Source organism: Pedobacter sp. NEAU-ZC8 (genome assembly GCF_059278965.1).
Map to the genome: position 1 here is coordinate 13,314 of NZ_JCAJXC010000003.1, position 26,999 is coordinate 40,312.

The 26,999-nt window shown below is 43.0% G+C and carries 25 protein-coding genes, 1 tRNA gene and 1 pseudogene; 20 read left to right on the plus strand and 7 right to left on the minus strand.

What is annotated here, in order from left to right; all coding sequences use genetic code 11:
- From AC5WJX_RS03210 to xseB, 6 genes are all read left to right on the plus strand, one after another.
- Positions 1-2,553, plus strand: coding sequence for a DUF5686 and carboxypeptidase-like regulatory domain-containing protein (locus tag AC5WJX_RS03210; protein WP_494483330.1), 2,553 nt, complete (start codon positions 1-3; stop codon positions 2,551-2,553).
- A gap of 13 nt (positions 2,554-2,566) precedes the next feature.
- Positions 2,567-3,856: a DUF4833 domain-containing protein gene (locus AC5WJX_RS03215; protein ID WP_494483331.1), complete on the plus strand. Its 1,290-nt coding sequence runs from the start codon at positions 2,567-2,569 to the stop codon at positions 3,854-3,856.
- Between the two features lie 48 nt (positions 3,857-3,904).
- Positions 3,905-4,483, plus strand: coding sequence for a sterol desaturase family protein (locus AC5WJX_RS03220; protein WP_494483332.1), 579 nt, complete (start codon positions 3,905-3,907; stop codon positions 4,481-4,483).
- A complete protein-coding gene (locus AC5WJX_RS03225; RefSeq protein ID WP_494483333.1) occupies positions 4,483-5,421 on the plus strand; it encodes a phosphatase PAP2 family protein in 939 nt (312 codons plus the stop codon). The genes AC5WJX_RS03220 and AC5WJX_RS03225 overlap by 1 nt, the downstream gene beginning before the upstream one ends.
- Before the next feature lie 109 nt (positions 5,422-5,530).
- Positions 5,531-6,877: an exodeoxyribonuclease VII large subunit gene (gene xseA, locus AC5WJX_RS03230; RefSeq protein WP_494483334.1), complete on the plus strand. Its 1,347-nt coding sequence runs from the start codon at positions 5,531-5,533 to the stop codon at positions 6,875-6,877.
- Positions 6,877-7,080 carry an exodeoxyribonuclease VII small subunit gene (gene xseB, locus AC5WJX_RS03235; RefSeq protein ID WP_494483335.1) on the plus strand — a complete coding sequence of 68 codons (204 nt, stop codon included), beginning with the start codon at positions 6,877-6,879 and terminating at the stop codon, positions 7,078-7,080. The genes xseA and xseB overlap by 1 nt, the downstream gene beginning before the upstream one ends.
- 80 nt (positions 7,081-7,160) lie before the next feature.
- On the opposite strand, the gene AC5WJX_RS03240 is transcribed toward xseB, so the two are convergent.
- Positions 7,161-7,742 carry a YceI family protein gene (locus AC5WJX_RS03240; protein ID WP_494483336.1) on the minus strand — a complete coding sequence of 194 codons (582 nt, stop codon included), beginning with the start codon at positions 7,740-7,742 and terminating at the stop codon, positions 7,161-7,163.
- A 128-nt stretch (positions 7,743-7,870) separates the two neighbouring features.
- Between AC5WJX_RS03240 and AC5WJX_RS03245 the strand changes: the two genes are divergently transcribed.
- The 4 genes from AC5WJX_RS03245 to AC5WJX_RS03260 all read left to right on the plus strand — a co-directional run bounded on the left by AC5WJX_RS03245 (position 7,871) and on the right by AC5WJX_RS03260 (position 10,335).
- Positions 7,871-8,608, plus strand: a complete 738-nt coding sequence (locus tag AC5WJX_RS03245) for a phosphatase PAP2 family protein (protein WP_494483337.1) — start codon at positions 7,871-7,873, stop codon at positions 8,606-8,608.
- Positions 8,609-8,693: 85 nt separating this feature from the next.
- Complete coding sequence (locus tag AC5WJX_RS03250; RefSeq protein ID WP_494483338.1) at positions 8,694-9,116, plus strand: response regulator transcription factor; 423 nt, start codon at positions 8,694-8,696, stop codon at positions 9,114-9,116.
- 150 nt (positions 9,117-9,266) lie between these two features.
- Positions 9,267-9,785: a DinB family protein gene (locus AC5WJX_RS03255; protein ID WP_494483339.1), complete on the plus strand. Its 519-nt coding sequence runs from the start codon at positions 9,267-9,269 to the stop codon at positions 9,783-9,785.
- The gene (locus AC5WJX_RS03260) at positions 9,769-10,335 is read left to right on the plus strand and encodes a YdeI/OmpD-associated family protein (RefSeq protein ID WP_494483340.1); all 567 of its coding nucleotides are present in this window, start codon (positions 9,769-9,771) and stop codon (positions 10,333-10,335) included. Before AC5WJX_RS03255 ends, AC5WJX_RS03260 begins: the two co-directional genes overlap by 17 nt.
- Positions 10,336-10,418: 83 nt before the next feature.
- On the opposite strand, the gene AC5WJX_RS03265 is transcribed toward AC5WJX_RS03260, so the two are convergent.
- The 3 genes from AC5WJX_RS03265 to AC5WJX_RS03275 are packed head-to-tail and all read right to left on the minus strand — an operon-like array spanning position 10,419 to position 15,888.
- Complete coding sequence (locus AC5WJX_RS03265; protein WP_494483341.1) at positions 10,419-13,649, minus strand: error-prone DNA polymerase; 3,231 nt, start codon at positions 13,647-13,649, stop codon at positions 10,419-10,421.
- A gap of 5 nt (positions 13,650-13,654) precedes the next feature.
- The gene (locus AC5WJX_RS03270; protein ID WP_494483342.1) at positions 13,655-15,154 is read right to left on the minus strand and encodes a Y-family DNA polymerase; all 1,500 of its coding nucleotides are present in this window, start codon (positions 15,152-15,154) and stop codon (positions 13,655-13,657) included.
- Positions 15,155-15,156: 2 nt separating this feature from the next.
- Entirely contained in the window at positions 15,157-15,888 is a 732-nt protein-coding gene (locus AC5WJX_RS03275) for an ImuA family protein (protein WP_494483343.1), read from the minus strand.
- Between the two features lie 292 nt (positions 15,889-16,180).
- Between AC5WJX_RS03275 and AC5WJX_RS03280 the strand changes: the two genes are divergently transcribed.
- The 5 genes from AC5WJX_RS03280 (at position 16,181) to AC5WJX_RS03300 (ending at position 19,947) form a co-directional block, all read left to right on the plus strand.
- Positions 16,181-16,492, plus strand: coding sequence for a hypothetical protein (locus AC5WJX_RS03280; protein WP_440429186.1), 312 nt, complete (start codon positions 16,181-16,183; stop codon positions 16,490-16,492).
- A 150-nt stretch (positions 16,493-16,642) separates the two neighbouring features.
- Positions 16,643-18,718, plus strand: a complete 2,076-nt coding sequence (locus AC5WJX_RS03285; protein WP_440429187.1) for an HD family phosphohydrolase — start codon at positions 16,643-16,645, stop codon at positions 18,716-18,718.
- 66 nt (positions 18,719-18,784) lie between these two features.
- A tRNA-Ser gene (locus AC5WJX_RS03290) sits at positions 18,785-18,871 on the plus strand.
- A 361-nt stretch (positions 18,872-19,232) separates the two neighbouring features.
- Entirely contained in the window at positions 19,233-19,526 is a 294-nt protein-coding gene (locus AC5WJX_RS03295) for a type II toxin-antitoxin system HigB family toxin (RefSeq protein ID WP_494483344.1), read from the plus strand.
- A 28-nt stretch (positions 19,527-19,554) separates the two neighbouring features.
- Positions 19,555-19,947 carry a helix-turn-helix domain-containing protein gene (locus AC5WJX_RS03300; protein WP_494483345.1) on the plus strand — a complete coding sequence of 131 codons (393 nt, stop codon included), beginning with the start codon at positions 19,555-19,557 and terminating at the stop codon, positions 19,945-19,947.
- A 93-nt stretch (positions 19,948-20,040) separates the two neighbouring features.
- On the opposite strand, the gene AC5WJX_RS03305 is transcribed toward AC5WJX_RS03300, so the two are convergent.
- Positions 20,041-22,590, minus strand: a complete 2,550-nt coding sequence (locus AC5WJX_RS03305) for an ABC transporter permease (protein ID WP_494483346.1) — start codon at positions 22,588-22,590, stop codon at positions 20,041-20,043.
- A gap of 2 nt (positions 22,591-22,592) precedes the next feature.
- Positions 22,593-23,270 (minus strand): ABC transporter ATP-binding protein, encoded by a 678-nt coding sequence (locus tag AC5WJX_RS03310; protein ID WP_440429190.1) that lies wholly within the window; start codon positions 23,268-23,270, stop codon positions 22,593-22,595.
- Positions 23,271-23,346: 76 nt separating this feature from the next.
- On the opposite strand from AC5WJX_RS03310, the gene AC5WJX_RS03315 reads away from it, so the two are divergent.
- The 3 genes and pseudogenes from AC5WJX_RS03315 (at position 23,347) to AC5WJX_RS03325 (ending at position 25,080) form a co-directional block, all read left to right on the plus strand.
- On the plus strand, positions 23,347-24,024 hold the full coding sequence (locus tag AC5WJX_RS03315) for an arylesterase (RefSeq protein ID WP_494483347.1): 678 nt from the start codon (positions 23,347-23,349) through the stop codon (positions 24,022-24,024).
- A gap of 33 nt (positions 24,025-24,057) precedes the next feature.
- Positions 24,058-24,525: pseudogene (locus tag AC5WJX_RS03320) on the plus strand (LD-carboxypeptidase); the annotation flags it as partial.
- Between the two features lie 18 nt (positions 24,526-24,543).
- Positions 24,544-25,080, plus strand: coding sequence for a hypothetical protein (locus AC5WJX_RS03325; protein ID WP_494483512.1), 537 nt, complete (start codon positions 24,544-24,546; stop codon positions 25,078-25,080).
- Here the strand turns inward: AC5WJX_RS03325 and AC5WJX_RS03330 are convergent.
- Positions 25,077-25,358: a hypothetical protein gene (locus AC5WJX_RS03330; RefSeq protein ID WP_440429193.1), complete on the minus strand. Its 282-nt coding sequence runs from the start codon at positions 25,356-25,358 to the stop codon at positions 25,077-25,079. The genes AC5WJX_RS03325 and AC5WJX_RS03330 overlap by 4 nt on opposite strands.
- 176 nt (positions 25,359-25,534) lie before the next feature.
- Here AC5WJX_RS03330 and AC5WJX_RS03335 point away from each other — a divergent pair, with 176 nt between their 5' ends.
- Both AC5WJX_RS03335 and AC5WJX_RS03340 read left to right on the plus strand, forming a co-directional pair.
- Positions 25,535-25,714 carry a BF3379 family histone-like protein gene (locus tag AC5WJX_RS03335; RefSeq protein ID WP_188626020.1) on the plus strand — a complete coding sequence of 60 codons (180 nt, stop codon included), beginning with the start codon at positions 25,535-25,537 and terminating at the stop codon, positions 25,712-25,714.
- 129 nt (positions 25,715-25,843) lie between these two features.
- Positions 25,844-26,998, plus strand: coding sequence for a PAS domain S-box protein (locus tag AC5WJX_RS03340; RefSeq protein WP_494483348.1), 1,155 nt, complete (start codon positions 25,844-25,846; stop codon positions 26,996-26,998).
- The last annotated feature ends 1 nt before the right edge of the window (position 26,999 follow it).

Below are 26,999 nucleotides of genomic sequence, written 5' to 3' on the forward strand. Positions count from 1 at the left end.
ATGAAAAATATTAGATTAATTTTCGTCTTTACGTTCTTACTATCTTTCTTAGCGATAAATGTTTCAGCGCAAACCACGGTAATCAAGGGTATTGTAACTGATGCAAAAGATAAGGACCCATTGCCTTATGTTACTGTCCTATTTAAAGGAACATCGATTATGACCAGAACAGATGCTGATGGACGTTTCACTATCAGCAGCACTGCCTCCCACAATACCCTACAATTTAGCTACGTAGGCTACAAGCCTGAATTCGTAACCATCACGCCTGCACAAAGTCAGGAGATTTCTGTTAAACTAATGCCAGAAGCCACCAACCTGAATGAAGTGGTTGTGACTGCAGGCAAACGTCCAAGATATCGTAACAAAGAAAACCCCGCAGTGGAGTTGATCCGCAAGGTTATCGACAATAAAGCAATTAACCGGGGCGAGCGCTATAAGGCGATCGAATTTGAACAATACGAGCGAATGATGTTCTCGCTTAGTAACCTGTCTGAAAAGTTCAAGAAAAAGCGGATCTTCAGAAATTATCAGTTTTTATTTGAAGAGCAGGATTCGACCAAAATAGGAGGTAAGAATATTCTACCAGTCTATATGGAGGAGAAGCTGTCGCAGCATTATCTGCAGCGCGATCCGGATAAGAAAAAGACGATTGTACTCGCCAATAAGCAGGTGAATTTTGATAATGCTTTGATTGACAACAAGGGTCTAAGCCAATATTTCGAGCGCATGTACGCGGATATTGACATCTACGCAAACAACATTTCCTTATTGAGCAATCAGTTTTTAAGTCCCATTGCAGATGCCTCTCCAACTTTTTACAAGTTCTTCATAACCGATACCATTAAAACGCAACAGCCTAATCTGGTAGAGTTGTCTTTTATTCCAAGGAATAATACGGACTTCCTGTTTGAAGGTAAGATGTATGTTACGCTTGATGGCACGTATGCAGTTAAAAATGCTTACCTGACGGTAAACAAAAACATCAATTTGAACTTTGTTCGTGCACTGGAAGCGACGTTGAATTTCGAGAAGAACTCCGACAACCGCTATCACCTTGGGAAGAGTAATCTTGTTGTTGACTTTGGGATAAATCAGAACAAGGGTGGAGGTTTTACAGGAGAGCGTACTGTGGCGTATACAAAATATAAGATTAACACTCCACAGCCCGAGCAGATTTTTCAAGGAGATGCAGTTGTTGTTGCGCCTGAAGCGGCTAAGAAATCAGATGAGTTCTGGGCTTCCAGCCGCGCCGACACTTTGTCTGAAGCTAACCTGAAAGTATACCAAAATATTGATACCCTAAACAACATGAAGTCATTCCAGAAAACGATGGATCTGGTAACTTTACTGTTTGCAGGCTACAAAGACTTTGGACCATTCGAAGTAGGTCCAGTGAATACCTTTTATAGTTTCAATGACGTGGAAGGGCTAAGGCTACGCCTTGGGGGTCGAACAACTACAGCTTTAAGCAAGCGTTATTATTTCGAAACTTATGCAGCCTATGGTCTTCGTGATGAAAAGTGGAAATATTTCTTAAGTGGGACATACTCCCTGAACAATAAGTCCGTTTACACCTTCCCACAACATTATTTGCGAGCAAGTTTCCAGAGGGATACTAAAATTCCAGGTCAGGAATTACAATTTGTGCAGGAGAATAACTTTTTGTTATCGTTTAAACGGGGAGAGAACAACGTGTTGCTTTATAATGATTTCTACCGGCTGGAATACATGAAAGAATATGAAAACCACTTTTCATACAATGTGACACTTAAAAAGTGGACGCAGCGCCCGGGTGGAGTATTGGCGTTTACGAACTTCCTCGATGGCCAGCCGAATCTGATTGACAATATTACAACTTCGGAAATCGGTATCTCTCTTCGGTATGCGCCTAATGAGAAGTTTTATCAAGGAAAGTTATACCGTACACCGATCATCGACAAATATCCGATCTACAACCTGAGATATGCAGCCGGATTAGATGACGTACTTGGAGGGGATTACAGCTATCATAATATCAATGCAAGTATAGAGAAGCGGTTTTATCTTTCTCAACTAGGCTTTTCCGATGTTATTGTTGAGGGTGGTTACATATTCGGTAAGTTGCCGTATCCGCTGCTCACCATTCACCGTGCAAACCAAACCTACGCTTTCCAGCTTAGGTCGTACAATTTGATGAACTTTATGGAGTTTGTGAGTGACCGGTATGCGAGCCTTAATATTGATCATAATTTTAATGGTTTCTTTTTTAATAAAGTACCTTTGCTGAAGAAATTGAAATTACGGGAAATCGCTTCGTTTAAAATCATCTATGGTGGTTTAAGAGACGAGAACAACCCGAATCGTGATGCATCATTGCTGCAGTTTCCAGTAAATAGCGAAGGCGTTAAAACAACCTACTCGCTGAACAGGGAACCTTACATGGAAGGCAGTTTAGGAATTGGAAACATTTTTAAACTTTTCCGTGTAGATGTTGTAAAACGTTTCAGTTATCTGGATCACCCAGTGGTATCCGAATATGGTATCCGCGCAATGGTTAAATTTGACTTTTAAAAGAAATACAATAATGCAAACAGTATCAACCAGAGATCGCTTACAACAGGGAATTTACCTGGTGATAAATCCATTTGTTAAGGGCTTAATCAAGATGGGTTTAACACCGAATGCGGTGACTACCATCGGCCTTTTCTTAAATATTGGCGTAGCGGTCATTTTTGTGTTCGGGGCGGAGCGCAGCAATCGTGGAGATCTTGATTTCGTTGGTTGGGCTGGTGCACTCGTGTTGTTCGCCGGCTTGTTCGACATGCTTGACGGCCAGGTTGCACGCCTTGGAAATATGAGTTCCAGGTTCGGTGCATTATACGACTCGGTGCTCGACCGTTACAGTGAACTGATCCTTTTTCTGGGTATCTGTTATTATCTGGTTTCACACCATTACTTCTTGAGTTCTTTGTTCGCCTTTATTGCAATGATTGGTTCGATGATGGTGAGCTATACCCGGGCAAGGGCTGAAGGACTCGGCATTGAATGCAAGGGTGGTTTGATGCAGCGGCCGGAGCGGGTAGTGACCATTGGGATCTGTGCGATTCTTTGTGGTGTTGTGGGCTCTATTATTGGCGGAGACTACAAAGTCTATATCCCAGGCCTTCCTGTCCAGATTTTTGAAACGATGTCGATCTTTACCATTCCAATTACAATCATGGCATTCATGACTAACATCACTGCCATAAACAGGCTTAGGGATGCAAAGAAAGCCTTGGACCTGCAAGAAAAACAGGAAAGTAAAGCACCACTTTCGAAAGTTGTGGCGATCGTGTTAATTGCTTTTGCTGGGATGTTTGCTGGTTCTGCAGCTGCCCAGACCGCAGATAATAGTAATCCATCTCCATTAAAGTTCCCTACGCCGAAAGGCATAGCGCATGAGCTTTTTCACCTACAGCGGGATCCAAATACGAATACAATTATCTACGAGTTGAATTTGAAAGAGGATGGTAAGGTAGATCCTGAAAAGCCAGTGAATATCTATTGGCTGCGTTATGCCGACAAAGGGCAAAAGGAAGATCTAAGTTACGTGCAACGCAAATTCGCCTACGGCTTGCAGACCAAAGCTTTGGGAAATGACGAATATGAATTAAGATTTGTATCTCATAAAAAGCTGCCTTTATACCTGAAGCGTTCTCCTTCGGATAAAAAATATCACGTTTACATTGATGCTAATAACAAGAGGATCATGCTAGATCGTGTATTTGTACGCATTGAGGGTGGATCATATTGGTTACCAAACGTCAGATATGTGGAACTTACCGGCATGAATGCCAAGACACAAGCGCCTATTGTTGAAAGATTGAAAATATAGATTAAAATGAAAAGGAATTTTGTTTCAAATTCTTCTGAATCTGTCAGAATGTTTAAAAATGGATTTTTAGAAAGTTTATCAAAAGTCCACTTTTGGGTACCACTGGTGGTGTTCATTCCGGTAATCGGCATATTAACTTGGGAGGCGCTCTTCGTGCAAAATATGGGCATATTTACCTTTATTGGATATACCTTACTCGGTTTGTTCGTCTGGACAATCACAGAATATGTACTCCATCGGTATGTATTTCATTTCTATCCGAGTTCAAAGATCGGCAAACGTATACACTTTATTTTCCATGGTGTACATCATGACTACCCAAATGACGCAAAACGATTGGTAATGCCGCCTTCGGCAAGTATCCCACTTGCAGCGTTATTCTTTGCTTTGTTCTACTACCTTTTGCCTGAACAAATTGTGTTTGCATGTTTTCTAGGTTTCATCACTGGATACCTGATTTACGATATGACACATTATGCTTTGCATCATGCAAGCTTCAAGAGTCCTTTCTGGATGAAGCTGAAAAAGCACCACATGCTTCACCATTACTCAGATTCAACCAAAGGGTATGGTGTGAGTTCTGATTTCTGGGATAAGATCCTCGGGTCAAATTTTATTAAGAAATAATGTCGCTAACTTATTCCAGCAGGAACACCCTCTACTCAATTCAAGACTTTTTAGTTACTACCGGGCTTTCGCTAGCTTATCTGGTAATTTCCTATTTTCTTATTGGCTTTAAGTCTGACCAGGTTGTCCTGATCATGATCTTCAATGTCTGTTACTACGCCTCGGTATTTACCCGGAAGTTCATCCTTGGATTTTCGATCTTTATAGTCTACTGGATTATATTCGACTATATGAAGGCCTTGCCGAACTACCGCTTTCACGAGGTGAGTACGGCAGAGTTATACAATCTGGAGAAAAGTTTATTTGGCATCCGGGACGGTGGGGTGGTACTTACACCAAACGAGTATTTTAAGCTACATCACTTAACCATTGTTGACGTGGTGAGTGGCTTTTTTTACCTGATGTGGATACCTGTTCCATTAGCGTTTGCAGCCTTTCTGTTCTTTAAAAACAGGACGCAGTTTCTTTATTTTTCGCTAAGCTTTGTGCTGGTTAACCTGATCGGATTTGTAATCTACTATTTGTATCCCGCGGCACCGCCATGGTACATTCAGGAGCACGGTTATGAGTTTATCGCCAATACGCCAGGTAATACAGCCGGTTTGGCGCGGTTTGATGCTTTTTTTAACGCACCGATTTTTGCATCTATTTATAGCAAAAGCTCGAATGTCTTTGCTGCGATGCCATCGTTACATTCTTCCTATCCGGTAATTGTAGTCTATTATGGCATTAAAAATCGTTTAGGATGGTTTAATACCTTCTTTACCGTCGTAATGCTTGGCATTTGGTTTACCGCAATTTACACCAGTCACCATTATCTTTTAGATGTAATTGCCGGGATTAGCTGTGCAATTATTGCAATTTGGTTGTTCAATTACCTTATTGCGAATTCTGGCTTAAAGCGGTTGCTAGATCGTTACGCGAAGGCAATTGCTTAATCAACAGGCATAATATCGCTTACGGATATTGCTATTATTTTTAGTTTTCTTATGTCCAATCTGATCTATTATATTTAGATTTGATTGAAGCAGTAATCGAGGCCAGGTATTGGAAAAACACATCAAACTTTCGGAGCTTACTACAAAAATTCAAAGGAATATCGAAGATGCTTTCGGTAGCCATGCTTTTTGGGTAGTTGCCGATGTGACCAATCATACCTATAAGGCCTCCAACAATTATCATTACTTCGAACTCGTCGAAAAAGAAGCGCATTCCTCCAGGATTGTTGCGAAGATTGCGGGCAGAGCCTGGGGTGCAGGTGCGCTTAGAATAACCAACTTCGAGCGAAGCACAGGTCAACGGTTCAGCAACAACGTTCATGTTCTGGTACTGGTAATGGTGCAATATACACCCGCATTCGGCTTGCAGCTGAATTTGCTTGATATTGATACCAGCTTTACTCTGGGACAGTTCGAAAAAATGCGGCTTGCAACCCTGGAGTTGCTGTTGAGCCGTAATCCCGAGTTCATTCAAAAGGTTGGAGATCAGTATCACACGCGGAACAAGAGCCATGTGCTCAGGCCGGTGATTCAACATCTTGCGGTACTGAGTTCAGACACTTCGGCGGGATACCAGGATTTCAGACATACTTTGGAGCATAATCCATGGAATTATAAGTTTCGGATTGATGACTACTTTACTGCGGTACAGGGAGAGGCAAATGCGCGAAGTTTAGTAAGCAGGATGGTAGATATTTACGAATCCGGGAAGGCCTATGATGCGGTCATTCTGATTAGAGGAGGAGGGGCGCAAACGGACTTCCTGATTTTCGATAATTACGACCTTAGCAGGGCAATCGCAAAGTTTCCTATTCCAGTTATCACTGGAATAGGGCACCAGAAGAACGAAACCATTTCTGATCTCATGGCCAACACCGCCCTTAAAACGCCAACTAAAGTGGCAGAGTTCATCCTGGCGAATAATCGGCTTTTCGAGGAGCGGCTGATCCAGGCTCAGAAACGAGTCATCATCAAGACGCAACAAACCTTTCAGTTCCAGCAACGGAAACTTGCCTCGCTTAAGTCGTATTTTGTAAGTGATGTGCTTGGCTTGCTGCAGCATTTACAAAGCACACTTTCAAGGGTTTCCGGCGCCATGTTTGTTGTTCCCGGAATGCTGTTGCAGAATAAGGAACGGAGCCTACAGCAGTTGCAAAGAGGCTTGGCTTCACATACCGCGAATCTGATTCAGCAACAGCAGGCAAAGCTCCTGCTTTATCAAACCATGATTAGATTAATGGACCCTGTGCAAATTTTAAACAAGGGTTTTGCCATGATCAAGATCAATGGCAAGATCGTCCGTAACGAGGATGAATTACCAGAAGGCGCGGAAATTACCATTACACGTGCCACAGAAGAAGTCAAAGCAATTGTATCATCAACCACAAAGCGATAATGGAAAACACGACTTACGAATCCGCTTTTAAAGAGCTGGAAGAAATAACAAGAGAAATAGAAAATGAGGCAGTTTCTGTAGATGTTCTGTCTGAGAAGGTTAAGCGTGCTTCATTTCTGATCGAATATTGCCAGAAGAAACTTCGGCAGACCGAAGATGAAGTTGGAAATATCATCCGGCAAATGGAAGGCGATTCGAAGTGATCACAAGGTACATGTACCTCTAAAACAAAAAGGGGATGATATGCTAGATATCATCCCCTTTTTGTTGTTTATGCTGTTTATTATTGTTTAACAAACTCCGTGTTAGCGTTAAGAACTACTTCATCACTCAACATGGCATTTGGATATTTTGCGCCGAAGTTAAAGTCAGATCTTTTGATTGTTCCACTTACTTTAAAGCCTGCAATAGTCTTTTTAGATTGCGGGTTAGTGATAACACCTCTCAAAGTCGCATCTAAAGTAACTAGCTTGGTTACACCATGAAAAGTTAAGTTACCAGCAACTTTATATTTATTGCCACCTACTTTCTTCACAGAAGTACTTTTGAAGGTTAATTTCGGGTATTTTGCTGCATCAAAGAAGTCCTCACTGGTAAGGTGTTGGTCTCTTTTCTCATTGTCGGTGTTTACGGAAGCGATGTCTGCACTTAGCTCAACAACTGCATCGGAGAAATCTTCTTTAGAAGCAGTAATTTTTGCGTCGAAGTTCTTGAACGAGCCTTCCACATCTGAAACCATCAGGTGGGTAATTTCAAATCCTAATTTTGAGTGCGCTTTGTCTACCAACCAAGTAGTAGATTGAATACCTTTGAAACCGAATAGTGTAGTTGCAACAAGTACGAATAATAATGATAGTTTTTTCATCTGAATTTAATTTGTCACAAATATGGAATAAAAAGTTTCATCTTGTATTGATGTATGTTAAGAAACATTATTCATGGTTTTTTGTATTGCTATTATATAGCTTGATGATTCTCTACGTTTAAGGAAATATGACTAAAATAGCCACGTTGATCTTTGTTTTTTGTTTTCCATTCTGTATTTCCGCTCAGGAACTTGATACTAGCTACGTAGCGAAAAAGTCGGGGATTAAACCATTTATTGTTCCGGCGGCGTTTATCGGCTATGGCATTGTGGCTAAAGGCGACAATTTCCTAAATCGTTTTGATCAAAGCATTCAGCGTCGCATGAATAGTAACAATCCGAATCCTTCGGAGCTCGCAGACGATATTCTCCGGTATACGCCAGCCGCATTTGTGTACGGGCTCAACTTCGCAGGGATTAAAGGCAAGAACAACCTGGTTGATGCTTCTGGAATATACTTGCTCAGCAACGTTATTATGGGCGTGTCTGTAAAGACGACCAAGCAGCTCACGAAGCATATGCGACCGGATGGGTCGGATGAGCATTCCTTTCCTTCGGGGCACTCGAGCACAGCCTTCGCATCTGCGGAATTTTTGCGGCAGGAGTATCGGGATGTTTCGCCCTGGTACGGGTATGCGGGGTATACCGTGGCTGCTGCCACCGGGGTGTTAAGGCTCCGGAATAACAAGCATTGGTTCGGAGATGTGGTGGCTGGAGCAGGTTTCGGCATTTTGTCTACAAAGGCAGCATACCTGTTGTACCCAGAGGTTAAAAAGCTCTTTAAAGGGAAAAGTAGTTCTTCTTATACGATTCTGCCAGCTTACCAGCAAAATCGTATCGGCCTGAATTTCAGTGCTTCATTTTAATTTTGCTTAACTTTAAATAAGGGCTGGTTACTTTAAGTTGGGCTTTCCTGATTTGTGGCAAAATAGTTGTGTACAAAAAATAAAAATGTTAATTTCGAATATGATCAGAAGAATACATGTACTTGAGGATGACAGTGACATCAGAGATGTTATAGAATATTTGTTAAAGGATGAAGGATATGAGTTACAATTATCTTCTTCATTCAGTGAGTTAAAAAGTAAGTTGAAAGATTCTTTACCAGATCTTTTTCTAGTTGATGTTATGCTTCCGGATGGTAACGGTATTGAGATTTGTACTGATCTTAAGAACGACATCTTTACTAAACATATTCCTGTGATTGTAATGTCTGCAAATCCAAGAAGCAAGCAGCTGAGTACGCAAGCAAGTGCTGACGATTACATTAGTAAGCCATTTGACGTTGATGATGTTGTTAAACGTATTGATCAACTATTAGACAAGAAAGGCACAAAGGCAAATCCTGGTTCAACAGCCGAAGAGATTGCCTAAGCTGATTTTATCATATTGAAGAGCCTGTATCATTGATGCAGGCTTTTTTGTATCGTTTAGTGCTTAAATTTGATCTAAGCAGGGGCACGCTGAGTTCATATTGTTAGTTGTACCTGGTTTATCTCATTAATTGAAATTTAAAAAACTATTATGGCTGAAGAACTAGAGGTATGGCAACGTGGACCATTACCTAACATAATACCAATGCTGCAACCTGTAGGGCATGCGCTCTTGCAGGCACGGGAAGAAGTTTACCGCTATATGGAAGGTTTTCCAACATCATTGCTGTGGGAGCGACCCGCAGGACTAGCCTCTCCAGGATTCCACCTACAACATCTAAGTGGTGTACTCGACCGGGTATTTACTTACGCCAGAGGGGAGAAATTAAATGCCTTTCAATTTGAACAGCTGGACGCAGAAGGTAAAGACATCCCTGAAGGCCTGACTGTTGCTGCACTTGTAGACAGGTTTAACAAGCAGGTTGATGTGGCCATGGAACAGCTGCAATCCACACCTGAAGATATCCTCCCAGCATACCGCGGCGTAGGTCGTGCTGGCCTACCATCAACGGTAATTGGCCTGCTGGTGCATGGGGCCGAACATACGATGAGACATGTTGGGCAATTAATGGTTACCGTAAAAGTGCTACAGTATGGACAAAATAAATAAGTGGAAAGAAGAACTGGATCTACTGGTTGCGATTATTTCAAAAGCGGGGTTAACCGGCACCATTAAGTGGGGTACAGATGTTTTTACCCATAAGGGGAAGAATGTAGTGGGTGTTGCTGGATTCAAGGAATTCTTTACCTTATGGTTTTACAATGGCGTGTTTCTGAAAGACGAACAAGAAGTCTTGTATAATTCTCAGGAAGGCAAGACAAAGGCTCTAAGACAGTGGCGGTTTTATGCTAAAGCCGACATCAATGAATCCTTGATTTTAGCCTATGTGCAGGAAGCCATGCAGCTTGTTGAGGAAGGTAAAATTTATAAACCAGAAAAGCTACCTCCGCCAGCAGTCCCTGACCTGCTGCTACAGCATTTGGAGCAGGATGATGCTTTGCGGGACGCTTTTGAAAAGCTCAGTCCCTATAAACAGAAAGACTATATCGAATACCTGTCTACGGCCAAACGCATAGAAACGCGACAAGCAAGGCTGCAGAAGATTATACCCATGATCTTGAATGGACAAGGCCTGAATGACAAGTACAAGAACTGCTAGTTAGTGGAGACAAGCCTGGTCTGAGCAGGGCTTTCCATCAGGCTCGAGCTTATTTCGCGATTGGCTCGCTTTGTTGAAGCAAACTATTTGAAGTTCCTGGCTTTAGGTATATGTTCTTCCGCTGCATGTTGCCTGATCTGGGGTCGCTTATTTTTAATAGGGAAAGGGCTTCGCTCATCTGCCCGGGACAAGGTAAGCAGGGGAAGTTTATCTGCATCCTGCGCTTTATTTACTTGAAGTAATTTAGTCAGATCGAAACATTGCCGTACAATAACATGCGTTACGGTACCTTCCCGCTGAAGTTTCCCTTCAACCATCAATAACTTAGCACCCAGTATTTCCCTGCGGTATTTCTCAAATAAGCCCTGGAAAATGACCAGGTTGGAAAAACCGGTTTCATCTTCAATGGTGATGAAGCAAACCCCGCCAGCGGTTCCGGGACGTTGCCGTACCAATACCAAGCCCGCAACTTTCACCAATGTACCGTCTCTTACATCAGCCAGCTCTTTAGAAGATCTGATGTGAAGCAAGCTGAGCTTCTCACGTACAAAACTCAGCGGATGCGCTTTCAGAGATAGCGCAGTGGTAGCATAATCATGTACCACATGCTCTGCTGTACTCATAAATGGCAAGCTGACCTGTCCCTCTGCTTTGTCTGCATGTTCCTGACCTTCAAACAAGCCAATAGGTCTGTCCTGCAAAGCGGAGACTTCCCAAAGTGCCTTTCTTCTGTCCATGCCTAAAGAACGGAATGCGTCTGCATCAGCAAGTCTTTCCAGTGTTGCTTGTGATACCCCGGCATCCCTCAATTCCGTGAGGGACTGATAACCTTCCCTGCGGCCCATCACTAAGGTAGCGGCCTCATCTTCACGGATGCCTTTGATCTGCCGGAAGCCTAAACGCAGAGCCCGGTATTCACCTGATTTTTCTTCCAGGGTATTATCCCAATGGGAGTGATTTACATCAATAGATCTAACCTCCACATGATGATTTCTGGCATCTATAACCACCTGTGCAGGCTGATAAAAGCCCATAGGCATACTGTTGAGTAGTGCTGCTGCAAATACATCCGGATAGTAGCATTTAAGCCATGAAGAGATATAAACCAGTAGCGCAAAGCTTGCAGCATGACTTTCGGGGAAGCCATAACTTCCAAAACCTTCCAGCTGTTTGAAAATCCGTTTAGCAAATTCTATGGAGTAACCCTTGTCTGTCATGCCTTTGATTAACTTTTCTTCAAACTTGGAAACCAGGCCTTTCAGTTTAAAAGTTGCCATGCTGCGTCGCAATTCATCTGCTTCTGCGGGGGTAAATCCTGCAGCAACAATAGCAATTTTCATGGCTTGTTCCTGAAATAGTGGAACACCTTTCGTGCGGCTCAGAATATCCCTTAACTCCTCTGAAGGGTATTCCTCGGGTTCTTCTCCATTACGTCTGCGCAGATAAGGATGTACCATGTCGCCCTGAATGGGACCAGGACGTACGATGGCTACCTCAATAACGAGGTCGTAAAAACAGTCAGGTTTTAACCGCGGGAGCATGGTTTGTTGTGCACGGCTTTCAATCTGGAAAACCCCAATGGTATCTGCCCGGCTAATCATCTCATAAACTTTCTTATCATCCTGAGGAATACTGGCTAAAGTAAAGTCCTTTTGGTAATGCTGTTTAGCAAGATCAAAGGCTTTCCTGATGCAGGTTAGCATACCCAAGCCTAAAATATCAATCTTTAAAAAGCCAAGTGCATCAATATCATCCTTGTTCCATTCAATATTTGTACGATCCTCCATGCGGGCATTCAGGATGGGGCAGAGGTCACTCAGCTTATCCTGGGTGATCACAAAGCCACCAGTGTGCTGGCCCAGTTGTCGTGGAAAACCCATCATCTGTGCAGTGAGTTGTAGAACTTTCCGCAGGTGGGGGTCCTCAGGGTTAAGACCCTGTTCAAGAATGCGTGCTTCTTCGAACCATTCGTCTGTAAACTCCCAGATGGCGGCAGAAAGCCGATTGATGGTATCTACAGATAAGCCCATAGCCTTTCCCACATCACGGATGGCACCTTTTTGATGTTGTTGTGTAACGGTAGCTACAATGGCGGCGCGATCACGTCCATATTTGTTGTAAATGTATTGGATAACCTCCTCCCGGCGCTCGTGTTCAAAATCAACATCAATATCAGGCGGTTCATTCCTGGCAGAAGAGATGAAACGTTCAAATAGAAGTTCAAATTTTGTCGGGTCTACAGATGTTATACCCAAACAGTAGCATACGGTGGAATTGGCCGCTGAGCCACGACCCTGGCAGAGAATACCCTTGCTTCTCGCAAAGCGGACAATATCGTGAACGGTAAGAAAATAGGGTGCGTAATCCATTTCCTTAATAAATTCCATTTCATGATGAATGGCATGGATAATCTGTTCAGGTATTTCGCCATGGTCTTTAAAACGTTCTTTAGCACCTTCCCAGGTAAGCAGCTCAAGTTCTTCCTGCGCCGAACGACCTTCCGTTGTAATCTCATCCGGGTACACGTACTTCAACTCTGAAAGGGAGAATGTACATGCTGCTGCAATCTCCTCACTGCATTTTATGGCCGCTGGATATTGAGCAAACAAACGGATCATCTCTTCAATAGGCTTCAAGTACCGCTCTGCATTGGGGTGCAGCCTGAAGCCTGCCGTATGGATGGTACACTTTTCCCGCACACAGGTAAGGATATCCTGCAGCTCCCGGCGTTCAGGGACATGGTAATGTACATCATTAGTTGCAACCAAAGGGATATTTAACTTGTCAGCAAGCTGGGCAAGCCGGAACAGTTTTTTATGATCATCACCCTGATAGGTACGACTTGCAGCAAGATATAGCTCCTTGTCCAATACCTGTTTATAAACCCGGAGCTGCTGTTCAAATTCAGGTTCAAAGTCGAACTGCTCATTCAGCGTATCCGGGGGGATAACAATAAACTTGATGCCTGCTGCATGTTCAAACACGTCGTTTTTATATAGATGGCAGGAACCTTTTTCAGTGCGGAGATTGCCGGTGGAAAGTAAGGCAGAAAGTCTGCTGTATGCGGCTTTATGGGTTGGATAAGCCAGCAGGGAAGGGCCGTCCAGCAGATCAAGGCGGCAAGCGGGAATGATGCTGATATCTTTGCCCTTTGCTGCAGCATGTGCGCGGACAATCCCCGCAAGGGTATTGCGGTCGGTAATTGCAATCTTTTTATAACCATAAGCGGCAGCCTGTTCCACCAGTTCTTCGGGGTGGGAGGCACCTCTTAGAAAGCTGAAGTTCGATGTGATCTGTAATTCTGAGTAGCTCATAAATATTAAGCAAAAAATCCGTGTAAGAACCACTGTGAAGGGGTATCACTTCCATAATGCCCCAATCTGAAGAGCCAGTAACGTTGCCCAAGTTTATCTTCTACCTGGTAATAATCCCGGTGTTCGCCTTTGTCTGCCCACCATTCCCGTTCAATCCGTTCCGGGCCGTCAGATTTTTCAATATAATGCACCTTATCCTGATACCGGAATGACATGGGCGGATAATCAGGTACGGGGGCGGTAACTTCAATTAAAACAGGCTGTTTTAACAGCAGGGTAGGTCGGGGACGATCTTTGATCCATTTAGTTGCAGGTCTTTCCTCCAGCGATGTAGCCAGCTTAATGGAGCGCTCCGGCCAATAGTGTTCAGCGGGCAGGTAACGGTGAATGGCATTTGCGCCAACTTTACCCGCCAGCCGGTCCAGCAGTTCTGCAAGTTCCTGTTTTTTGAGCCCTTGTTTACCTGCCCATAATGCTTCTTGCGTTAATGGTGCATCTTCCACCTGTGTAGCCTCGAGCAGGAAAAGTTCGATGCCAAAGGCAGGCCTGATGCTGGAGATATGAAGTTCGAAAAGCTTATACAGGTGTTGTGCATGATTGGAAGCTTTGCTGGTTCCAATGCAAACCTGCTCCATCTTTCCATCTACCCGGAAACATTTTAATACCGCTTTGCGCAATCCTTTACCTTCTTTTTGCAATCGTTCACAAAGAGGGTCAAGCAGGCGGCTGATGGCCACTTCAATTCCGGCAGCGGTACGAATGGGTTCGAGGCAAGGCAGTCGCTCCTGGAAAGGCTCAGGTGGCTGTATGGCTTGGATATACTCAACTTCCTGACCCAATGCCTGGCTAAGCCTTTGAAGCAGCCCTTCACCAAATCTGCGGCGTAAAGCTTGTCGTGGCATGCCTATAAAGCTTTGAATTGTAGTTAAGCCTAACTTATGCAGCCGTTCCAGTACGGGCGTTTCCAGCCGGAGCGCTATCGGGGGAAGATTTAGCAAGGCATTAGCTTCTGCTCCACTTTCAATAATGGGCTTCGTTCTTCCAAAACGTGCAATAGCCCATGCCGTACCGATGGTGTCTGCAATAGCAGCCTTTGCATAATAGCCCTTACTTTCCAATCGGGTAACAATCTCTTTAAGGTACGCTGCTTCCCCAGCCCAGAGATGTGCACAGCCGGTGATGTCTAGGATTAAGCCATCGGGCTGGTCGGCCGCAACAATAGGCGCATAGCGGATGCACCATTCGCCTAAGCCTTTCAGCAGTTTTGCTTCCCGGCCAGGTTTAGCATCAATGATCTCCAGGCCCGGGAAGATGGCTTTTGCATCCGCCACATTCATTCCTGTAAGAACACCTTCAGCTTCCGCTGCCGGATTGATGGCGCTAATGATCTTTCTTCCGCGTTCAGGTACGGCAAAGGCAAAAGGTTTACCCGCCAGATCCGGTCTTCGGATGGTTTGCCAGTCGGTAAGCAGATACCGGAACCATATGGATAAATAACGCCTCATGATTATCCAATTTTACGTTTAGGCAGCTCCTGCGGAGCAGCTTCGGGAATTACTTCAAATTTGCTGGCTGCCCATTCTATTTGCCATGTGCCGGGATTACCATTCCGGACACGGAGCAGTTCTACTTGCCAGCGGGGGAAGCCAAGACCAGGCATGCCATCTTTAGATTCACTTTCTACAGGTGTGATTTGCCAGCGCGCTACGCAGGCGGTTGAGGTTATCCGGTCTGCAGCAGTACGGAGTATAAAGCCGGTAACCTGACTTTTTTCCAGCGCAAGCTGCAGGCGCCGGGATTGCGCAAAGCTGATGTCGCGTATTTCAGCGATCACTGCGGCAAGTTCTTTGCATTTAAGTGCTTCTTCCATTGCCCATAAGACATCCCTTTCACGGTCAAGGTCTATGAAGATGATCTGATGGGGTTCTACGCCATAGGCATATAAAGCAGTAGGAAATAAGTTTCTGGATCTGCTGATGTACAGGCATATTCCATCCTTTTTCATCAATACATTCAATAAGCCAGCAATAAAACCCTGACTGGCGGCCGTACACTCAGGTTTAACGCACAAAAACTCGTGTATGGCCCCAGTAGGGAATACTGCATTGGGGAAAGCAGTTTCAATAGCACCCAATCCAATGCTTTGTTCAGCAACTGATGCTGGCTTAAAACCTTGTAGCAAAAGTATTTCCTTTTGCAATTTGGCAATGACATCCTTCTTCGACTTCTCCTGTTCCATAAACTACTTGCAACAAAATTAATGCTAAAATATTTAGCTAACATAATTAAATGCTAAAATAGTTATCAACACAGGGTTTGGTTTGATTTATTGTTGGGGTATACAAGGGGTACACCTGGCATTGACAAGGGGTTAACAAGGTAACTGGCCATGTCAACCCCTTGTCAACCCCCTGTTAACCCCTTGTCAAGGTCTTGTGAACCTTTGCTTCATTACAAAGCTAATTACAAGACCTTCTTACTAATATTTTTAGCATTTGTAGCATTGTTGCAACGCAGCTCGTTTAAACGATATGAAAAAGACACTTTTACTTGTATTGTCCGTTTTTGTAGTAGGTATGTCCGGCTGCAGTACAATGAAAAATAAAACTACGGCTGAAATGGTGACATTAACCGGCACAATTGAAGAAGCAGGAATGACGAGCTATCAATATGGAACGCATAAGATCAAAACAGAAGCTAAGACTTATGCCTTGAAAAGTAGCAAGATAAATCTGAACGATTATACAGAAAAGCCTGTTACGATTAAAGGAACAAAGGTATCAGGATATCCATTGGAAGCTGGGCCGGAGTTGATCGAGGTGTTGGAGATTTCGGCAAAATAACATCAAAGATGATAGGGTATGCATAAAATCGTAATGCATACAACAAAACTGAATTAGCCAAAGCGGGATTTGCTTTATTGCCTGGTTGCACGATTATAAATCATTATTGATTATAATGTGTTAATTTTGAATAAATCAAATTCAATCGTTTTGGCTAAAATCAAAAAGAACTCACACAAAGTCCTGTACCGTAAATACTCGTATAACATCAAATATATTATGATGTTCCTTACGGTGATGTTTATTGCTTTTTTCTTGCCAAAACAACCCAGGTTTCGCTATGAGTTTGAAAAAGGTAAGGTTTGGATGAACAAGGATTTGATCTCCCCATTCAGCTTTGCTATTTTAAAGACAGAGCCAGAGGTAAGTACAGATAAGCGGGATGCGCTGGAAAACTTGCTGCCGATTTACAGATACAATGCTGATCTGATCAATGTTGTTGAAGATGCGTTTTTAAATGAATTTGAGGTTAAATGGCGTGGTGCAACCTTTGAAGAAACTGACCGGGAGCAGGTTCGCCAAAGTGCAGTAAATCTATTAAAGTATATTTATCAGAAAGGTATTCTTGCGCCACAGCCAAAACACCAGAAAGGCGCTAAATATTACGACTTTTCATTACTGAATAACAATGTTTCTAAAGTCGTAAGTAGTCAGGACGTATTTACTGTTCAAACAGCACTTCAATATTTTACGGACAACTTTAAAGCTACAGACCTCAGGATTAAGGATCTGGTGATAAATCTGGTGGAGGATCATCTGCAGCCGAACATTCTGTTCGATGAGAAAATGACAGCTGTGGTACAGACAAACACCATTAACAGCTTGTCGACTACCCGGGGGATGGTACAGAAAGGAGAGTTGATCGTAGCAAACGGAAACGTGGTTGACGATGAGACATTCCAAAAGCTGCAATCTTTTAAAGAGACCTACGAAGTGCAAACCAAGACCATTGGTGATAGCAAGCTGGTATTTTTAGGGCAGATCATCCTGGTAGGCTTTATTGTAAGTTTACTGATGGTATTCTTATACATGTTCCGTAAGGACATTTTTGCAGATAACCGGCAACTTTCGCTGATTCTGCTGGTGATCATCTGTATGCTACTGGCGCTAACCTGGGCGATTAAAATTGATCTGCCCAGTTTATATTACATTCCCTTCTGTATTGTACCCATCATTATCCGGATTCTTTTTGATACCCGATTGGCGCTTTACCTGCATTTACTGGTGATTCTGATTGCTGGTTTTTTTGTTCCAAATAGTTTTGAGTTTGTATTTTTTCAAACCACAGCAGGGATGGTGGCCATTTACAGTATTCGTAATCTGGTAAAGCGTGAACAACTTTTGCTTTCTGCTTTATTTATCCTTTCTGCTTATTTTATCTGTTATGTTGGCGTGGCCTTATTACGAGAGGGGACGTTTGATGAAATCGAGTGGATTAACTTTGCACCTTTTGTAGTGAGTGTATTGTTGTCACTGATTGCTTATCCAGTGATCTATGCGTTTGAACGGGTGTTTGGAATAACATCGGATGTGGCGCTTATTGAAGTTACCAATACCAATAACAAACTACTCCGGGAGCTTGCCTTTAAGGCGCCGGGAACCTTCCAGCATTCTTTACAGGTTGCAAATCTTGCCGAGGCAGCGATCTTTAAGATCGGGGGTAATGCCTTGCTGGTTCGTGCGGGTGCGTTGTATCATGACATTGGTAAAATCGAGAATCCTCAATACTTTATTGAGAACAATACAGGCGTGAGTCCGCACGACAAGCTTCCTTACGAGCAGAGTGCTCAGATCATCATTAAACATGTCCATAAAGGCATAGAAATCGCCAGGAAGCACCAGATACCGGAAAGCGTAATCGACTTCATTAAAACGCATCATGGAAATACACGTGTGGATTTCTTTTACCAGTCTTTTTTGAAGAATTCACCAGAGAAGTTTGTTGATGAGAACATTTTTAGATACCCTGGTCCAATCCCTTTTTCTAAAGAAACTGGTGTGCTTATGCTGGCAGATTCGGTGGAAGCGGCCTCAAGAAGTCTGAAAAATCCGGATGCGCAAAGGATAAATGACCTGGTTGAACGGATCATTGACTACAAACTTGAACAAAAGCAGCTGGATAATTGCGATTTAACACTAAAAGACCTGGAAACTATTAAGCTGATATTCAAGACGATGCTGATGAGCATCTATCATGTGCGTATAGATTATCCCCAAACAGTGTAATTTTTTTTTGCAAACATGTTTGAATTACTATATTTGCAACCTCTTCAGAATACAGCGAAGACGATTGGAGAGGTGCCTGAGTGGCCGAAAGGAACAGTTTGCTAAACTGTCGTACTGGCAACGGTACCGCGGGTTCGAATCCCGCCCTCTCCGCTCTAAAAAAGCAAAAGCCCGCTTAACAAATGTTAAGCGGGCTTTTTAATGCCTTGAAAATTAAGCAGAATTCTTGGGGGCAGTAGATGCTAGGTATAGCTTATTTGATAATCTAATCCAGGCCTTTCCATCTACGCGTCCCTTTTATCAAGATCCCAGTCCAGGATAATTCTTTTTATCTGATTGGTTGGTTGTTTGCCAACTATTATTATATTTGTATAGGGAACAAACTATGTACTAAACTATACAATTACGAAACAGAAGGTACTAAACCTACAACCCAGCAAAATCAACAAAAACCTTTAACAGATAAACCTTCACGTTATGGCTATCACCCAATTTAAATTCACAGAACCACGAAATGGTAATTATCTACTTAAAGAAACTTGTCGATTATTCGACAAAACACGCAGATTCAGCTAAGAGTTTAGCTGTTTGGAAAGTTATTACCCATGCTGCTGAATGGAGGCAAAGCGCTGATATCATAAAAAGTTTTCCTAATGCAAAGACAATAAAGGGAAATCGAGCACGTTTCAAGATACTTGGTAATAAATACCGCTTAATCGTCGAGGTGGACTATGTCGACGGGACGGTTGAGATAAGGTTCATTGGAACCCATGCTGAATATGATGAAATTGACGCATCTACCATTTAAGTAGAAATAGTTAAAAGATACCAAAGTTATGAACAAACCTACATGGTTTTTGATCGAATCTGAAGATGAGTACAATAAATGTACTGCCAGATACGAAGAAATAAAGCGCGCAGCAATTGGCTCAGATGAACATAAAGAAAAGCTATTATTAGTGCATCTTATTTCAGAATATGAGAATAAGCTTTGGAATGCCCCAGACATAGATCCAATAGAGCTTATTAAGATTAGAATGGAGGACTTTGGATATAAGTCTGCTGATCTTGCACGTGAATACGGAGACAAAGGTACTGTTAGCAAAGTACTAAACTACAAACAATCACTATCGCTTACTATGATCAGAAAGTTTAGTGAGTTGTTAAAGATTCCAGCTGAAGCATTAATTAAAGAATACAATCTAAGAAGTACAAATGTAACGACATAAAATGCCGAGACCACTTGTACTTCTGTATCCATAATCAATCTTCGTCATCGCGGGGCATTTTCATTATATCAAAGCTTCGCTATAACACCGCAATTACGCGTTTCGTCTTAATATCTCGAGTGGAGGTCTGTTCAACGCAGATCTGCTATTTAACACCCCAATAATGGTCGTTAAAAGCGAAATACTAAAGAATATGCCCAGTACCGTTAGCCAGTCTGGTGAAAAAGGCACCTCAAAGCTAAATCTTGCCAGCGCCCAGTTCCCGATTAAAGCGAGCATTATACCAGTAAAAGCAGCGATGGCGCCGAGAAAAAAGTATTCCAGTGCCGTAATCATAAAGACCTGTACACTGCTTGCACCAATTGTTCTGAGCAGTACACTTTCCTGCATACGCTGATATTTACTGATCAATACAGAGGATATCAGTACAATCAAGCCGGTTATGATGCTAAAGGCAGCCATAAAGCGGATCACAAAGCCAATCTTATTTAAAATTTCATCCAACACGGTTAAGATCAGTGCTAGATCTATAATGGATACATTTGGATATTTGGATACTACTTTTTGCTGAAATGCTGCAGAAGCTGCTGCATCAGGAACGCGGGTTACCAGCACGTGAAACTGCGGGGCATCATCAATTACGCCCTTCGGAAAGACCAGTCTGAAGTTCGTTTGAACACGATTCCAATCGACTTCTCGAATGCTACCAACAATGGCTGGCACCATCACGCCCTGCACATTAAATAACAAGCGGTCGCCGATGCTGAGGTGCGAAGATCTGGCATAACCTTGCTCCAGTGAAATGCGAGCGGTATCCTGTCCCTGAACCTGGCCCTGCCATTTGCCTTCAATCAGGCTTTCCGTAGAAGTAAGGCTATCACGGAAGGTAACGCGTAGCTCTCTATTATAAGCCCGGTTGGAGTATTTTCTCGTGGAATCATTCTTGTTTTCAACCGCATTTACGCCATTTATCTCCTGCAAGCGCATGGTGACGATCGGCACTTCCTGGATCAGGGGTAGACCTTCAGCCTTCGTCAGCGCCGTTAAAGCTTCGCGTTGCTTAGACTGAATATCAAAGATCACCATATTTGGCTGGTTTTCACTCGTGGAAAGGGTGATACGGTCTAATAGAATGGATTGTACAAAGAATAAGGTACATATGAAAGCTGTTCCAAGTCCTATTGATAATACCAGGATTGTGGTTTGGTTATTTGGTCGGTACAGGTTGGATAAACCCTGTCGCCAAATGTAGCTCCAGGACGAGGGGAAGAACCTTCTTATTAGCCAGATGCTCAATGCTGCTACTGCATAAAGTACAATAAAGCCTATAACAATACTCGCAGAGAATACCAGTGTATCCCGCCAGCGATCAAGCTGTAGCCTTGCAAAACAGGTGATAAATCCAAATATCAACAAGTAAACGAACCAGCGCCAAGGATCATTCCCGGTTTCTTCCGGTTGATCTGATACTCTGATGGTGTTTAAAGGAGATACCTTCCGGATGGATATCAGCGGTAACAATGAAAACAGTATCGAAATGATTACACCCAGTAGAATGCCTTGAAGAATGGCTTTCCAGGATATGGTTACTTGTAACTCCAAAGGCAGAAAATCTTTGAAAACCGCAGGTAGTACCTGTTGAATGATCGACCCTAATATGGCTCCGGCTACTGCGCCAATAAACCCGATAGCCGTGATCTGGATGAGGAATATCAAAAAGGCATGTCTGGAACTTAGCCCCATACACCTTAGAATCGCAATGCTTTGCATCTTTTCTTTAACATAGATGTGGACGGCACTTGCTACGCCAATACAACCAAGTAGCAGGGCAATAAAACCTACAAGGGAGAGAAACTTGGTGACATCAGAAAAGGACTTACCGGTGCTTTCCTTTTTGGATTTAATGGTATCCTGGTCGAGATCATGCTTTTCAAAAGCAGGTGTAAGCTGGGTAACCATTTTCTCGACATCATGTCCTTGCTGGAACTTATAGTAAAAGTTATAGTTTATCCTGCTACCTTTTTGTGCAAGGTTCGTTGCCTTTAAGTATTTCATCGGCATGAATACCGAAGGGGCAATGGTGCTGGAAAAACCTGTTTGTCCGGGTGCCTGGTTTAAAATACCTGCAATCCGGAAGTTTACTTTGCCGATCTGCACGGAATCACCAACGCTGGCTTTGTATTGCAGCATCAATGTTTTATCTACCAGAACATCCTGTTGACCACGGAAGCTTTTTGCTGCAGTTTGCGGTGTGGTTTCTATCTCTCCATAAAAGGGGAAATCGCCACTTAGTGCCCGGATCTGTACAAGCCTGGTGCCGCCGCCTTTTAGAAACAGGATCATTGATGGAAAGCTCTGCTCTTCGCTATAAGAAACTGCCTGCTTTTTGAGTGAGTCGGTAAACTTACGAGCTGCTGCATCCGGCGACTTGTTAGTTCTTACATCTAAGTCTGCGCCAATCAGCGTCGCAGCCTGGCGGTCAATATCCTGGGTCAGGTTGTCGCCAATAGCATAAATGGCTACCAGGGCCGCAATTCCAAGCACCATCGAGGAGATGAAAAGAAACAAACGCGCTTTGTTTTTACGGCTATCCCGCCATGCCATCTTCAGCAGCCAGGGAAAGTTAATGGTGTTATTTTCCATAGCTATAAGCCGTCATTTAATATGGTTCCACCTTTTAATCGTATAATCCTGCTTGTTTTTGAAGCCAGTTCAAGATCATGGGTGACCAGAATTAGCGTGGTACCTGCATCTCTATTTAATTCGAAAAGGAGCTTTTCTACCTTCTGGCCAGTTTCCGTATCCAGGTTACCGGTAGGTTCATCGGCGAACAGGATTTTTGGACTGTTTGAAAATGCTCTTGCCAGGGAAACTCTTTGCTGCTCGCCCCCGGATAGTTGTGATGGGTAATGATGACCTCTGTTTGCAAGTCCTACTTTATCTAGCAGACTTAAAGCCCTATCACTGACATTCTTTTCGCCTCTTAGCTCAAGTGGTACCATAACGTTTTCCAGTGCGGTAAGCGTAGGTAGCAGCTGAAAGTTTTGAAATATAAAGCCCACATGCTGGTTTCTTACCCGGGCACGTTCATCTTCGTTTAAGTGATCCAGCTCTATTCCATTCAGGATCACGGATCCGCTGCTTGCGCGATCTAGTCCCGCACAAAGTCCCAATAATGTCGTCTTTCCACTACCGGAAGGACCAACTATGGAGACGGTAGAACCTTGTTGGATTTCGAAGTTTATGTCTTTTAATACACCTAATGATTTGCCCTGAGCAGGGTAGTTCTTGCTAAGATTGCGTACGCTTAAGATTTCAGTCACAGATCGTTTAATAATTTTAAAATTTAAAACCTAAATCTATTGGATATGTTTTGGTATTTCCAGTTACTTTGCGATCATGACACTACACAGATTTTCAAGACTATGGTTCCTGTTGCTGACTTTTCTCGTTGCATGTGGAAATAGTAATAACAACACCGCTGATTCGCAAGCTGTTAAAGTAGAAAAAAAACAGGAGGAAAAAAGAAAGACGGTTTTATTTTTTGGGGATAGTCTTACGGCAGGTTATGGCTTGGAAGACCCTGAAGCTGCTTTTCCTTACCTGATTGAGCAAAAAATAGATTCTTTGAACCTGCCATACAAAGTGGTGAGTGCTGGTCTGAGCGGCGAGACTTCGGCTGGCGGTAAAAACCGGATTGATTGGTTGCTAAAACAGCAAATGGATGTTTTCGTACTTGAACTTGGTGCAAATGATGGCCTCAGAGGTCTGGATGTAAAGGAGACCGAAAAAAACCTACAGTCTATAATTGATCAGGTGCATGCCAAGTTCCCGGAAACGAAGCTTGTCATCACTGGTATGATGGTTCCGCCGAGTATGGGGGCTAAATATGCGGATGCTTTTAAAGAGATATTCCCAAAGCTGGCTAAAAAGAATAACGCTGCCTTTATTCCTTTTCTACTCGAAGGCGTCGGTGGTGTCCCTGAATTGAACCAGGGTGATGGCATACACCCAACGGTAGAAGGGCACAAGATCCTCGCGGACAATGTCTGGGCCGTGTTAAAGGATGTCCTCTAAGCTCTTGTCAGCCATGAATTTGAGATTATAATGATGGACAGGAAAACATTTCTTTCTGCCATAAGTGTATTGACAGCCGGCTCTTCCGTCCAAGGGCTTTCTGCTGAATCTGAGAATAGTGCTGGAAAGCATATCATTCCCCCTTATCTGAAGCCTGGGGATGCTATCGGAATCACCAGTCCAGCCGGATACATCAGCCTGGAGGCGATTCAACCTGCAAAATTGCTGATGGAGCAATGGGGCTTTAAGGTGCTCGTAGGTAGTACCATTGGGAAACGGGATTTCAGCTTTGGAGGTACTGATGAAGAGCGAAGGATTGACTTGCAGTCGATGTTTGATGATCCCGGGATTCATGCTGTGATGTGTGCAAGAGGCGGCTATGGCATGGTCCGGATCATCGATGACTTGAATTTCGCGATTCTTTGAAAAAGACCTAAATGGATTATTGGATTCAGTGATGTCACCGTGATCCATAGTCATCTGAACAGGCTCTTGAACATGCCCTCTATCCATTCCAAGATGTGTAACAGCTTCCCTGATGTATGGGAGCAGGCTGAACCGATACAAATTGAGACAATCTTATCTATAAAAGATGCACTGATGGGAAGGCAGATGAATTATCGCGCCGATTATCTACCATATAATAGGATGGGTACTGCGCGTGGTCAGTTGGTGGGTGGTAATCTAAGTATTCTCGAAACCTTGTCGGGGAGCAAATCTGCATTACAGACCCGAGGAAAGATCTTGTTTTTAGAAGATACGAGCGAATACCTCTATAGGGTGGATAGAATGTTCTGGAACCTAAAGCGCTCCGGAATGCTTGACGGACTTAAAGGATTGATCATTGGCAACATCAAAACTAAAGCTGATGACCCAGGAGAAGCTTTTGGTAGAACAATCTATGATATTGTTTTGGAAAAAGTGAAGGGGTATTCCTTCCCGGTTTGTTTTGACTTTCCTGTGGGTCATCAGCGGAGTAACTTTGCGCTTAAATGTGGTATTATACATGAATTGAGCGTTTTTGCAGGTGGGACAAGCTTGAAGTCCCTGGCTTAAGTGGCGATTAAGCCATCATCAGCTTTATCTTCTTCGGGCTTCTGAGAATTTCCGAGATCCGTTTTAGATGGGGTGCCAGTTAGAGATCCATCATTGTCAGGCATTGGTTGATCGCCATTGTTGGATTGGTTAAGGTTTTCGACGCCCGGAAGGTCATCAGTATCGCGGTGTTCTGTGGTACTGTTGTAGTCTGGGGTGGTAAGGTTCTGTGGGTGGTTGATGTCATAGTTCTCTCCACCGGGTGCATTTTCTTTTGGATTTTTATCGTTGGTTACCATAGGATTAAGCTTTTCTAGTTAAAATTATTACTTTAGGAACTTAACAAAATCAGTAGTAAATGGTTTTAATATCCAAAAGGCGTTGTAAAAACCTTCAATTGATGAATAATTGATTTGCAGGAAATCCAATAATTATTAACTTTAAAACATAATCAAATAACTAATTTCAAAAGAGCATGGAAAAATTTTCAAAATTAAAAGAACTTGTTGCCGGAGTTGAAGCTGACGCGGACAAATTTTATAACTCAGGTAACGGCGCTGCTGGTACACGTGTACGTAAAGCAATGCAGGAATTGAAAAACCTGGCGCAAGAGATTCGTACTGAAGTAACTGAGAAAAAAAATAGCGATAAGTAATCTGCTTTTAATAGGAAAAGGCCCGCAACTGCGGGCCTTTTTTGTTTATAGACGTAAGCAAATGCGTTGTAATTCTTATATTTAAGTACATATTTCTTCAGCGGAACTGCTGCTAGCCTGACCCAGATTATGCAATCATTCTTTAAACTAAAAAGCGGACGCTTTGCTATTCCGATTATTTACATGATCTTCGGAATAGCATGGATTTTAGCAAGTGATCGCGTACTAACGTCAATGGAGCTGAATGCAGAGGGTCACCTGTTTACCCTGTTGAACTCTGCCAAAGGCATCACTTATGTCTTTGTAACCGCCTTACTTTTAGGTATGCTGATCTCCAAGTTCGAGCATAACCTTGTCAGCAGTGAAAGGCAGTACAGGAATATGTACCTTTCCAATCCCTATCCAATATGGTTTCTCGAACCGGAGTCATTTAAGTTCATTTCGGTGAATGACGCTGCTTGTTTCTATTATGGCTATAGTAGGAAGGAGTTTCTAGACATGACCATATTCGACATTCATCAGGATCAGGAGATTTCGGCAGTGAAGCATTTCTTTTCGAAGTCTAATGATGCGGGTTATGAATTCGGGAAATGGAGTCACCTGAAAAAGAATGGTGAACAGATCTATGTGAACATCAGTTCCCTGCTCACCATATTGGACGAAAAACCAGCAATAATGGTGTTTGTAATCGATATTACTGAAAACGTGGTGTTCGAACAGGATCTTGTAAGAAGCCAGATCAATCTTGAAAGTACATTAAGCAGTATATCAGACAGCTATTTCACTGTAAACCGGGAATGGGAAATCACCAGTGCAAACAGCAATTTTTATGAAAGGACCGGTACAACAGCTGAAGTGATTGGTAAAAGTGTAAAGAGTGTTTTTCCCGATGCGCAGGAATCGGTGATCTTTCAGGCAGGCACTCGTGCAATGGAGGAAAGGTTGCCAACAAAGATTGAGGCTTACTATGGGAAGTTGAAGAAATGGTTGCACGTTGCCTGCTATCCAACTCAAGATGGTATTGCCGTATACTTCACAGACATCACTGATCGGAAAGAAAGGGAAGCAGAGATCATCCGGCAGAATGAACAGCTCAAGAAGGTATCCTGGTTAAATTCTCATGAAATCAGAAAACCCGTGGCTTCTATCATTTCACTTGTTGAACTGCTAAAAACAAGTACAGACAGCGTTGAAAGTGCCCAGATCATAGAACGAATGCAGAAATGTACCAGCGAGCTGGATAATTTATTGCACAAAATTAATAAAGAGGCTTCAAAGATATAAA